This is a genomic window from Brenneria salicis ATCC 15712 = DSM 30166, assembly GCF_003315515.1.
GTDB lineage: Bacteria > Pseudomonadota > Gammaproteobacteria > Enterobacterales > Enterobacteriaceae > Brenneria > Brenneria salicis.
The window spans coordinates 1-11,118 of the sequence record NZ_QNRY01000070.1; the positions used below are offsets into that span (position 1 = coordinate 1).

Genomic DNA, 11,118 nt, shown 5'->3' on the forward strand with positions numbered 1-11,118 from the left:
TATCGTGGGATATTACAGCACGATCAGACCACACGACTATAACGGTGGATTACCCCCAAACGAATCGGAAAATCGATTCTGGAAAAACTCTAAACCCGTGGCCAGTTTTAGTTGACCACTACATTCGCAGTATGGTGACCTGAGCGATTATGGGAGTTTGCGCCTTCGGCGGAGCGTCATTCGATGCTCACTCTCCTGCGAGCAGCGCAGTATGCGGGCTCCTCACGCCCGGTTCAACCTGCCATAGCCGAATATTATTATCAGGTGGCGTTGCCGTGACGTTTAGCCTCGATTTCTGCTAACATCTGCAAACATTTTTCATTGAACGGCAGCTAACATGAAAGTTGTTTCTTTTAATATCAATGGCCTGCGGGCTCGCCCTCATCAGTTGGCCGCGATTATCGAACAGCATCAGCCGGATGTCATCGGCTTGCAGGAAACGAAAGTCCATGATGATATGTTTCCGCTGGCAGACGTAAGCCAATATGGTTATCACGTTTTTTATCACGGCCAGAAAGGGCATTACGGGGTAGCGCTGTTGTGTAAAGCGGAACCGATTGCCGTCAGGCGTGGTTTCCCTGATGATGATGAAGGGGCGCAACGACGTATTATCATGGCGGATTTTGCCACCACTCACGGCACGCTGACCGTTATCAACGGCTATTTCCCGCAGGGCGAAAGCCGCGATCATCCGATCAAGTTTCCTGCGAAAACCCGTTTCTATCAGGATCTGCAACACTACCTTGAACAGCATCATGCCGCCGCTCAGCCTTTAATCGTGATGGGCGATCTCAATATCAGCCCTACCGATCTGGATATCGGCATTGGCGAGGATAACCGCAAGCGCTGGTTGCGCACCGGAAAATGCTCTTTCCTGCCGGAAGAGCGTGAATGGCTTGCCCGTCTGCAATCCCTGGGACTGATCGATACTTTTCGCGCCGCCAATCCTGAATGCAACGATCGCTTCTCATGGTTTGACTACCGTTCCTCGGGATTTGATACCAACCGCGGATTACGCATTGATTTAATACTGGCAAGTCAGGCGCTGGCCGAACGCTGTACGCACACGGGTATCGATTATGCTATTCGGGCAATGGAAAAACCTTCCGACCATGCGCCGATTTGGGCTGAGTTTGCCTTATGACGTTGCCTTTGTTGTAATCATCACGCCGTGCGTCAGGGATGGCGCACGGCGTGCTCCCCGGCCTTCGCACCGTTACTGTTTGATTAACTGCCAAATCAAATTATTGGTGCCCAGCGTTTGTTTATCGCGCACGCATTGAAGCAATACACCTTCGGTTTTCAGCACCGCGCCTTCCAAATAGTTACGGTTTTCGTAAACGAAGCAGCGTATGCAGGTATTCTGCTGCTGCCCACGCGAGGCAGAGCCTGAAGCCCAGACTTCGGCGGGAACCGGCACCACAATGTCCGTTTCGCCGCGATTGGCCAGCACCATTGACGGCAGTGCTGAAACCGCACCGAGAATAACCATAAACGCTCGTAATCTCATTGTTCCCGCTCCTTCCCATTAGGCTGAGGCTTTCGCCGTTTTTTACTGCGGGCCATAGGTGCAGAAATTCCCTTGAATGCACTGACAGCCCGGTTTTGTCTGGCCTGGCGGATCATTTCCTGTAGCGAATGCGTCAACGGCTGAATGAAATCCTGATAACGGCATTGCTTTTCACTGATTTGCGTCAGCATCGCTTCCCAATGGGCGGTCATATCCGGCAGTGCGGCACTGTCCGGCAGCGAATGGATCAACGCCCGACCAGTTTCGCTGGCGTGAATATAACGTCCTTTTTTGAACAGGAATGTCCGCTTAAATAACAGTTCGATAATGCCGGCGCGCGTTGCTTCGGTGCCAAGGCCATCAGTCGCCCGCAGGATCTTTTTCAGATTTTTATCCTGCACAAAGCGCGCAATACCGGTCATGGCCGATAGCAAGGTCGCATCGGTGAACGGTCTTGGCGGCTGCGTCTGTCGCTCAACCACTTCGCCACGCTCACATAACAGTTCGTCGCCTTTGGCAACCACGGGCAACGGCGTCCCCTCATTCTCCTCATCACGCTCTTTGCCGCCCAGCAACGTTCGCCAGCCCGCTTCCGCCAGAAAACGCGCTTTCGCCACAAATTTGCCGCCCGCGATGTCCAGTTCGATAACACATTTGCGAAAAACCGCATCGGGGCAGAATTGCATGATGTATTGCCGCGCAATCAGACCATAAACGTTGCTCTCATTATCCGATAACATCGTGCCGGCGCTGCGCGCCGTCGGGATAATCGCATGGTGCGCATCCACTTTGTCGTCATCCCAGCAGCGATTACGCCGATCGATGTCCATAACGGGCTGCGGCAATAATGCTGGCTGATGCAGCGAAATGGCCTTCAAGACCGCATGACTCCCCGCAAAATGCTCTTCAGGCAAGTAACGGCAATCCGAACGCGGATAGGTGATCAGCTTGTGGGTTTCATACAACCGCTGACAAATATCCAGTACCTGTTGCGCACTAAGCCCAAAACGCCTGGCGGCTTCAATTTGCAATGTTGACAGAGAATAAGGCAACGGCGCGGTTTCAGATTCTCGCTTATCATTATAGCTGGTGACAAACGCGGATTGACCGTCGATTCGCTTAACAACATGTTCCGCCAACGCCCGGTTGAGCAGTCGCCCTTCTTCATCCTGATAAGGTTCACAGGATTCGCTGGGTTGCCAGATCGCGACAAATCGTTCATCGGCTGGCGTGACGATATGCGCCTTCACTTCGAAATAATCCCTGGGGATAAAATTCTCGATTTCTTCATCACGCCGCACAACCAGCCCAAGCACCGGCGTCTGAACCCGACCCACCGACAGCACGCCTTCATAACCGGCATTGCGCCCAAGCAAGGTGTAGGCACGGGTCATATTGATGCCATAGAGCCAGTCCGCGCGTGAACGGGCCAGCGCGGACACACACAGCGGAATAAACTCGCGGTTTTCCCGCAAGCGCGAAACGGCGCGCTCCACAGCCTGCGGATTTAAATCGTTTATCAGGCAGCGACGCACCTGGTGACGTTTTTCTGCCGGCAACGCCAGAAACTCCAGCACTTCATCAACCAGCAATTGCCCTTCACGATCAGGATCGCCCGCATGAATAATTTCGTCGGCGTCAGCCAGTAATTTTTTGATGGCATTAAGTTGCTTGCTGACCGATGAACGCGGTTGCAGCAGCCACTTTTGCGGAATGATAGGTAAATCGTCCAGGGACCAACGCGCATAGCGCGCATCATAAACATCAGGCTGAGCCTGTTCGAGCAGATGCCCGACGCACCAGGTGACGACATCACGCTGCCCGCAGGCGATAAAACCGTCACCACGTCGATGCGGTTTAGGCAGCACATCCGCAATCGCCCGTGCGAGGCTGGGCTTTTCGGCAATAAAAAGTCGCATTACCCACCGTTGCGCTGAAAGCATGTTTCCCGGCGCTGGGCGGCAAAATTACGCGCCAGAACCATCGGTAAACATGACATTTTCAATTGGCGCTTATCAGAAATACTGAACAAATTTTTCCGGGTCGAGCGGCGTAACCGTGGTCGACGCTTTCAACATCGGCGTCCCCAAATAGAGAAATCCGACGATTTCATCCTGCTCGCGGCACTGAAATGCTGCACGAACACGCGGGCTGTGCGTCCAGGCGCCGCTGCGCCAGATACCGTTAAAACCTTGAGCCAATGCCGCCATTTGCATCGCATGAACCGCGCAACCGGCTGAAATAATCTGTTCCCAGAGCGGAACTTTCGTATGTTCCTCGCAATATGCCACAACCGTAATGATCTGCGGCGCGCGGAAAGGCGCCTGGCGCGCTTTATCAATACCGGCTTCGTCCATTCCTTCCGCTTGCGCCGCTTCAGTCAGCACCGCGCTAAAACGCGCCAGTCCCTGCCCCTCAATAACAAAGAATCGCCAGGGTTGCAGCGCCCCATGATCCGGCGCACGCATCCCGGCCTGGATAATATTGTTCAAGGCTTCGCCGGCAGGCGCGGGTGTCGTCAGGCGTGACGCCGATCGGCGGTTGAGCAACAGTTTGAGAGCATCCATCACACATCTCCTGTATGGCAATCTGATTTCTGAGATATCTCGTTTACGTTCAAGTCGCTGGTGTGCTGGCTTCCCGCAATGCGAAACCTATCGGGATAGGACAACGTTGCGCGCCACGGTAGCACAAGTAGAAGTTTTGTTACAAGATAGCCCTATTTCAGGGCGCCTGAGGTATTATTTAATGCTGACTTTTAGTGGTGCGCTCATTAGGATATTAGGGGCTATTGCACCAAGGCTGAATTATCGCGGACAGGCTTCGCGCTGACAGCACACAGACGACCAAACGAAACATTTTTGCATGGCTACCTGTTACCGGTGTATACCGCTATCCGGTGTCAAAATGCCTGTCGAACAGCCTTTGGGGTAGATCCGAGGCTGTTTTCCCGATCACGGAGATATTATGCGCACATTGTGGCGAGCTTTTAGCGGACTTTTCAAGTGGACGTGGCGTCTGCTTAATTTTATCAGAGAATTTATTCTTAACATTTTTCTTATCGCGCTCATTCTGATCGGCGTCGGGATTTATTCACAATTTACGAGTTCCCCCGCAGAAACGACCCGTGGGGCCTTGCTGGTTGATTTGACCGGGGTGGTTGTCGATCAGCCGTCGGTAAATAATAAATTACGCCAATTAAGTCGTGAGTTTTTCGGCGCATCCGGCAATCGTCGTCAGGAAAACTCGCTATTTGACATTGTCGACAGCATTCGTCAGGCGAAAAATGACGACAATATTACCGGTATGGTGTTGGATCTGAGCGATTTCACCGGCGCCGACCAGCCATCATTGCAATATATCGGCAAGGCGTTACGTGAATTCCGCGACAGCGGTAAGCCGATTTACGCCGTTGGCGACAGTTACGATCAGTCACAATATTATCTGGCCAGCTTCGCTAATACGATCGCGCTGACGCCGCAGGGAGATGTCAATCTGCACGGTCTGGCAACCAACAACCTCTACTTCAAATCGCTGCTGGATAAGCTGAAGGTCACGACGCATATTTTCCGGGTCGGTACGTATAAATCCGCGGTCGAACCCTATCTGCGCGATGATATGTCCGATGCCGCACGCGATGCGGACCGTCAATGGGTCAACTCGCTATGGCAGCAATATCTGAATACGGTTTCCGCCAATCGTCAGATCACCCCGGAGCAACTGTTCCCCGGCGCGGCGGGCGTGATTGCCGGCTTGCAGGCGCTTGATGGCGACACGGCAAATTATGCCTTGCAGAACAAACTGGTTGACAAAGTGGCTTCCCGTTCGGTTATCGAGCAGACACTGGTCAAAACATTTGGCTGGAACAACAAAACGAACAACTTTAATTTTACCAGCATTTACGACTACGTGACGAAACCACCGGTGCAGAATAACAATCAAATTGCGGTTATTTTTGCCAATGGCGCAATTATTGACGGACCGGAAACGCCGGGAGTGGTTGGCGGCGACACCACGGCGGCCCAAATCCGTAATGCGCGTCTGGATCCCAAGGTGAAAGCGCTGGTACTGCGCGTCAACAGTCCCGGCGGCAGCGTAACCGCATCCGAAATGATCCGCGCCGAATTGATGACCACGCGGCTGGCAGGCAAACCGGTTGTGGTTTCCATGGGCGGCATGGCGGCATCGGGCGGTTACTGGATTTCGACGCCAGCTAACGCGATTATTTCCAGTCCGAGCACGCTGACAGGTTCCATAGGCATTTTTGGCGTCATCACCACCTTCGAAAATTCACTGGACAGCATTGGCGTGCATACTGACGGCGTAGCCACCTCGCCACTGGCGGATCTCTCGATAACCAAGACGTTGCCGCCAGAATTCAGCCAACTGATGCAACTCAACATTGAGCGCGGTTACAAAAACTTCATCGATATTGTGGCCCAGGCGCGAAAGAAAACGCCGGAACAAATCGATCAGATTGCTCAAGGTCATGTCTGGATCGGCAGCGATGCGAAAGAAAATGGTCTGGTCGATCAATTGGGCGACTTTGACGATGCCGTGAAAAAAACAGCGGAACTGGCGAAACTGGGTAAATACCAGTTGAACTGGTATACGGAGCAACCCGGTCTGCTGGATTCGCTGCTAAATCAGGTCAATGCGTCCGTTTACGCCTGGTTGCCGGCCGCCGTGCAATCCATGCTGCCCGCGCCAGCGGCGCAGTTGGCTGAAACGATGCGCTCGCAACCCGCTATCATGAACAACTTCAACGATCCGCAGAACCGCTATGCCTTGTGCCTCAACTGTGGGGAAGTTCGCTAAACACCGCAGCCCGGCTCAATACCGGGCTGTTTTCCTTTGTCGTTGCCCCTATAATCGTCCTTTTACCCTCAAACACATATACCTATGCAGAAAAAATTTATTTATGTGGCCTATACTGGCGGCACGATCGGAATGCAACGCTCCAGCAACGGTTACATTCCCGTATCCGGGCATCTCCAACAGCAGTTGGCTCAGATGCCGGAATTTCACCGTGCTGAGATGCCGGCGTTTACCATCCATGAATATTCCCCACTGATTGATTCTTCCGATATGACGCCCACGGATTGGCAGGCTGTCGCGGACGATATTCAGCAGCATTACGACCAGTACGATGGTTTCGTCATTCTGCATGGTACTGATACCATGGCTTTTACCGCCTCCGCACTTTCGTTCATGCTGGGAAACCTGGCGAAGCCGGTTATTGTTACAGGGTCACAAATTCCTTTAGCGGAACTGCGTTCTGACGGACAAACCAATCTGCTCAATGCGCTCTATGTCGCCGCCAACCATCCGGTAAATGAAGTGGCCCTGTTCTTCAACAACAAGTTATTACGCGGCAACCGGACCACAAAAGCACACGCGGATGGCTTTGATGCTTTCGCCTCCCCCAACTATCCGCCGCTGCTGGAAGCCGGCATTCATATTCGCCATTTCGCTCCCGCCGCAACAGGTGAGAACGGCGCGCCGCTGAAAGTTTATCAAATCACGCCGCAACCTATCGGGGTGATCACCATTTATCCAGGCATTTCCGCCGATGTGGTGAGCAACTTCCTGCGTCAGCCGGTCAAAGCGTTAATCCTGCGTTCTTACGGCGTGGGCAATGCGCCTCAGAGCCCTGGTTTGCTGAATGAGTTACGTCAGGCCTCAGAACGCGGTATTGTCGTAGTAAACCTGACGCAGTGTATTTCCGGCCGGGTCAATATGGGTGGGTATGCGACCGGCAATGCTCTGGCGCAGGCTGGCGTCATCAGCGGTTTTGACATGACGGTGGAGGCCGCCTTGACCAAACTGCACTATCTGCTAAGCCGGCAGGATCTCAGCCCCGATGAAATCCGACAACGGATGCAGGAGAATTTACGGGGCGAGTTAAGCGATGGAGATTAACCCCTTGAAGAGGAACGGAGTAGCGACATGAGCAGAGCGCTATTATTGATTGATTTACAAAATGACTTTTGTCCTGGCGGCGCGTTGCCGGTCAATGAGGGCGATCAGGTCATTGAGATTGCCAATCTTGCCATCAGCGCCTGTCTTACGGCCAACGTTCCGGTGATTGCCAGTCAGGACTGGCACCCGGCCAATCATGGTAGTTTTGCCGTCAATGCGCATGCCAATGTCGGTGAAGCGGGTGAACTGGATGGCTTAGCGCAAATCTGGTGGCCGGTGCATTGCGTACAAGGGGAAGCGGGCGCGAAATTTCATCCGGCACTTAATCAACAGGCTATTGAATGGGTGGTTCAGAAAGGGGCGCAAACCTATATCGACAGCTACAGCGCGTTCTTTGATAACGGACATCGCGCCCAAACTAAGCTCGATAGCTGGCTGAAAGCCCGTGAGATCTCCCATTTGACCATCATGGGACTGGCGACGGATTATTGCGTGAAATTCACGGTGCTGGATGCGCATGCGCTGGGGTATCAAACGGATGTGCTGGTCGAGGGGTGCCGCGGCGTCAATCTTAGTCCTGACGATAGCCAGAAGGCGTTAGCGGAAATGGCGCGGCACGGCACCAATCTACTGACGCTGGCGCAGGTTATCGCCAGCCTGAACACTCACCGCTGATATTCATGGATGAGGATGATAACTAAGGTTTGAGGGTGATGATGGCGGCGCCGTCATTAAATTGTTGCTTCAGTTCCTGCTTGCTTTTTATCACGATCTCGCCGTTGGCGCCGATCGTCATATGCTCCGCCTGCTTATTGTGACGAGCTTGCCACATCATCACTATTTGCAGGCAGTTCTCTTTCTGTTCTGTCGATAACGCCACGCCATCCGGCCATTTTCCCAGTTCTACCGCCGTTGCCAGGCGTTGATAAATCTCTGGCGTCATCGCCTCAATCAAGTCATCAAGTTGCATATCCTGGTCCTACACAGTGGAATATTCATCGATTTCGTCGGTGGCTTGGCTTGCGCATCATCAATCCGCATTTTTTTGCTGAATCGATTAAAGCAAAGCTTGATATAATTATCTGCGTTGTACCGCGAGTTAACCGTCAACCCGTTCGCCGTCTACCCCGTCAATAAAACTGAGCGAGGCGGAATTGACGCAGTAGCGCTCCCCGGTGGTCTTGGGGCCATCGGGGAAAACATGTCCCAGATGCGCGTCACAGTGTCCGCAGCGAATCTCGATACGGCGCATATTGTGCGAATCATCTTCCAGATAACGAATCGCTTGCGAGGATAACGGCTGATCAAAACTCGGCCAACCACAGCCGGAATCATATTTGTTATCGGAATAGAATAGCGGCGACTGACAGCAGAGGCAGTGGTAAACGCCGGTACGTTTGTTATGCAGCAACTTACCGGAAAAGGCTGGCTCAGTCCCCCGCTGCTGTGTGACATAGCGTTGCATTTCGGTCAGTTCAACGTCATCGGGTGGCGTTTGCTGGGAGGATTCATTGGTCATGGCAATCTCGCAGAGTGTGTTGTCTGTCAAAATAATCACTAATTATAACAAAAAATTAACAACTTTGCAGGTCATTTTGGCATAACATAGATGGCTCGATCATGAACAAATTCTAATTGTGATGAAAGTCACAATTTTAACTCAACCGGGCTTTATATGATGTAATACAACATCATACCAGCCTTAGATGTTCCTTAGTTACAGCAATGGTGGAGTTTCGTTCAAAGGTTAGTCATAGGATTGACTTACAGCAACTATTGACACGATTCCGCTTGACGCTCAGCAAGGTTTTTGTAATTTTACAACCAACCTTTTATTCACTAACCAATTATCTGGTGGAATATATGACTATCAAAGTAGGTATCAACGGTTTTGGCCGTATTGGACGTATTGTTTTCCGTGCTGCGCAAGAGCGTTCCGACATCGAAATCGTTGCCATCAACGATCTGTTGGATGCCGAATACATGGCTTACATGCTGAAGTATGACTCTACGCATGGTCGTTTCAACGGCACGGTGGAAGTTAAAGATGGTCATCTGGTTGTTAACGGCAAAACCATCCGCGTTACCGCAGAAAAAGATCCGGCCAACCTGAAATGGAATGAAGTCAACGTTGACGTGGTTGCTGAAGCAACCGGTATCTTCCTGACTGACGAAACCGCACGTAAGCACATTACCGCAGGCGCCAAGAAAGTGGTTCTGACCGGTCCGTCCAAAGATGATACCCCGATGTTCGTTATGGGCGTAAACCACAAAGCTTACGCTGGTCAGGAAATCGTCTCCAACGCGTCATGCACCACTAACTGCCTGGCTCCTCTGGCTAAAGTCATCAACGACAACTTCGGTATCGTTGAAGCGCTGATGACCACCGTTCACGCGACCACCGCTACGCAGAAAACCGTTGACGGCCCGTCTCACAAAGACTGGCGCGGCGGCCGCGGCGCATCGCAGAACATCATCCCTTCTTCTACCGGCGCAGCTAAAGCAGTCGGAAAAGTGATCCCGGAACTGAACGGCAAACTGACGGGTATGGCGTTCCGCGTTCCTACTCCGAACGTATCTGTTGTCGATCTGACCGCTCGCCTGGAAAAACCGGCTTCTTACAAAGAAATCTGTGCGACTATCAAAGCAGCGTCTGAAGGCGAACTGAAAGGCGTTCTGGGCTACACTGAAGATGACGTTGTGTCTACCGATTTCAACGGTGAAAAACTGACTTCTGTGTTCGATGCCAAAGCCGGTATCGCCCTGAACGACAACTTTGTGAAACTGGTTTCCTGGTACGACAATGAAACTGGCTACTCTAACAAAGTTCTGGATCTGATCGCCCATATCTCTAAATAAGCATCGGTGATGATTCAATAATGAAGGGCGACGTTGTGTCGCCCTTTTTATTTGCTGCCTGACTGATGCGCCGCGCGATAAATGCGGCACATCCTGCGCGATAAATTGAGTGCCAGATCAGTTTCACATACTGATAATAAATTACAAAATCAGGCTGTACTTGTTGGGAAATACTTATAGATAGTCGATATGACGTCGTCATAGATGATCGCCAACCGACGTCTGTTATGTCCTCTCCCCAATAAATCTCATCTTATCTCCCTTTTGTTCAATAATAGTGCTTGAGGTCTTCCGCCTATGCGATGGTTTTGTGGGAGTGCCTCCAGGTATGATTATTGAATTCGCAAGTGGTACAGGACAGTTTTTTAATCTGCCCTACATCGCCGCAAACAAAATATTAGCCGCCCCACGTATGTACGATTATTTGCTGTAATCGGCACCAAATGGAGGCTGGTGCTGGAACTACAACGTTTGGTATTCATGTGATAAAGGCGGAAAACGAAAATGCGGGAACTAAGTCTGTTGGCGAGGTTATCGGTCATAACCACATCACTGGAAATAATAGTGGACCAGTTGGATCACAGACACTATGCAGATTTAGCCATAGCATGATAGTGAACATTGGTTTTATTACCAACACCATTCTCTATCCACACATCCCAGCGATATGAGAATCCTGTATTTTTTATACCATATAATCGAACCACATAACCGTTTGAACCGCTGTATCCTCCGGTAATCCCCCCATTTTTAACGGAGGTCATAAGTAGAGTTATGCAGCACGTAACACATGCTGTTTTGGGGTATATCCGCCCAACGCCATATTC

General features: G+C 51.6%; 11 protein-coding genes and 1 riboswitch. Of the genes, 5 read left to right on the top strand and 6 right to left on the bottom strand.

What is annotated here, in order from left to right; translation table 11 throughout:
• Positions 1 to 117 precede the first annotated feature (117 nt).
• Positions 118 to 208, bottom strand: a riboswitch (glycine riboswitch).
• 129 nt (positions 209 to 337) lie between these two features.
• Positions 338 to 1,144, top strand: a complete 807-nt coding sequence (gene xthA, locus DES54_RS17765; protein ID WP_113869647.1) for an exodeoxyribonuclease III — start codon at positions 338 to 340, stop codon at positions 1,142 to 1,144.
• 72 nt (positions 1,145 to 1,216) lie between these two features.
• Here xthA and DES54_RS17770 read toward each other — a convergent pair whose 3' ends face one another.
• The 3 genes from DES54_RS17770 to DES54_RS17780 form a co-directional block, all read right to left on the bottom strand.
• On the bottom strand, positions 1,217 to 1,510 hold the full coding sequence (locus DES54_RS17770; RefSeq protein ID WP_113869649.1) for a DUF1496 domain-containing protein: 294 nt from the start codon (positions 1,508 to 1,510) through the stop codon (positions 1,217 to 1,219).
• Positions 1,507 to 3,429, bottom strand: coding sequence for a DNA topoisomerase III (locus tag DES54_RS17775; RefSeq protein WP_113869651.1), 1,923 nt, complete (start codon positions 3,427 to 3,429; stop codon positions 1,507 to 1,509). The genes DES54_RS17770 and DES54_RS17775 overlap by 4 nt, the downstream gene beginning before the upstream one ends.
• A gap of 96 nt (positions 3,430 to 3,525) precedes the next feature.
• Positions 3,526 to 4,077, bottom strand: a complete 552-nt coding sequence (locus tag DES54_RS17780; RefSeq protein WP_113869653.1) for an NAD(P)H nitroreductase — start codon at positions 4,075 to 4,077, stop codon at positions 3,526 to 3,528.
• A gap of 400 nt (positions 4,078 to 4,477) precedes the next feature.
• Here DES54_RS17780 and sppA point away from each other — a divergent pair, with 400 nt between their 5' ends.
• The 3 genes from sppA (at position 4,478) to pncA (ending at position 8,107) form a co-directional block, all read left to right on the top strand.
• Positions 4,478 to 6,328, top strand: a complete 1,851-nt coding sequence (sppA, locus tag DES54_RS17785) for a signal peptide peptidase SppA (RefSeq protein ID WP_113869655.1) — start codon at positions 4,478 to 4,480, stop codon at positions 6,326 to 6,328.
• A gap of 84 nt (positions 6,329 to 6,412) precedes the next feature.
• Positions 6,413 to 7,432, top strand: coding sequence for an asparaginase (ansA, locus tag DES54_RS17790; protein WP_113869657.1), 1,020 nt, complete (start codon positions 6,413 to 6,415; stop codon positions 7,430 to 7,432).
• A 27-nt stretch (positions 7,433 to 7,459) separates the two neighbouring features.
• Positions 7,460 to 8,107, top strand: coding sequence for a bifunctional nicotinamidase/pyrazinamidase (gene pncA, locus DES54_RS17795; RefSeq protein WP_113869659.1), 648 nt, complete (start codon positions 7,460 to 7,462; stop codon positions 8,105 to 8,107).
• Positions 8,108 to 8,129: 22 nt separating this feature from the next.
• Here pncA and DES54_RS17800 read toward each other — a convergent pair whose 3' ends face one another.
• Both DES54_RS17800 and msrB read right to left on the bottom strand, forming a co-directional pair.
• The gene (locus DES54_RS17800) at positions 8,130 to 8,402 is read right to left on the bottom strand and encodes a YeaC family protein (protein ID WP_113869661.1); all 273 of its coding nucleotides are present in this window, start codon (positions 8,400 to 8,402) and stop codon (positions 8,130 to 8,132) included.
• 129 nt (positions 8,403 to 8,531) lie between these two features.
• On the bottom strand, positions 8,532 to 8,951 hold the full coding sequence (gene msrB / locus DES54_RS17805; protein WP_113869663.1) for a peptide-methionine (R)-S-oxide reductase MsrB: 420 nt from the start codon (positions 8,949 to 8,951) through the stop codon (positions 8,532 to 8,534).
• A gap of 344 nt (positions 8,952 to 9,295) precedes the next feature.
• Between msrB and gapA the strand changes: the two genes are divergently transcribed.
• Positions 9,296 to 10,291 carry a glyceraldehyde-3-phosphate dehydrogenase gene (gapA, locus tag DES54_RS17810; protein ID WP_169050452.1) on the top strand — a complete coding sequence of 332 codons (996 nt, stop codon included), beginning with the start codon at positions 9,296 to 9,298 and terminating at the stop codon, positions 10,289 to 10,291.
• Positions 10,292 to 10,878: 587 nt separating this feature from the next.
• On the opposite strand, the gene DES54_RS18710 is transcribed toward gapA, so the two are convergent.
• Positions 10,879 to 11,118, bottom strand: a 240-nt coding sequence (locus DES54_RS18710) for a hypothetical protein (RefSeq protein WP_211317443.1), incomplete at its 5' end; no start/stop codon positions are given.

Bases quoted from the DNA above. Each gene is read 5' to 3' on its own strand.
- sppA (WP_113869655.1), top strand. From the start codon at position 4,478: ATGCGCACATTGTGGCGAGCTTTTAGCGGACTTTTCAAGTGGACGTGG.
- DES54_RS17780 (WP_113869653.1), bottom strand. From the start codon at position 4,077: ATGGATGCTCTCAAACTGTTGCTCAACCGCCGATCGGCGTCACGCCTG.
- pncA (WP_113869659.1), top strand. From the start codon at position 7,460: ATGAGCAGAGCGCTATTATTGATTGATTTACAAAATGACTTTTGTCCT.
- gapA (WP_169050452.1), top strand. From the start codon at position 9,296: ATGACTATCAAAGTAGGTATCAACGGTTTTGGCCGTATTGGACGTATT.
- DES54_RS17775 (WP_113869651.1), bottom strand. From the start codon at position 3,429: ATGCGACTTTTTATTGCCGAAAAGCCCAGCCTCGCACGGGCGATTGCG.
- ansA (WP_113869657.1), top strand. From the start codon at position 6,413: ATGCAGAAAAAATTTATTTATGTGGCCTATACTGGCGGCACGATCGGA.
- DES54_RS17800 (WP_113869661.1), bottom strand. From the start codon at position 8,402: ATGCAACTTGATGACTTGATTGAGGCGATGACGCCAGAGATTTATCAA.
- DES54_RS17770 (WP_113869649.1), bottom strand. From the start codon at position 1,510: ATGAGATTACGAGCGTTTATGGTTATTCTCGGTGCGGTTTCAGCACTG.
- xthA (WP_113869647.1), top strand. From the start codon at position 338: ATGAAAGTTGTTTCTTTTAATATCAATGGCCTGCGGGCTCGCCCTCAT.
- msrB (WP_113869663.1), bottom strand. From the start codon at position 8,951: ATGACCAATGAATCCTCCCAGCAAACGCCACCCGATGACGTTGAACTG.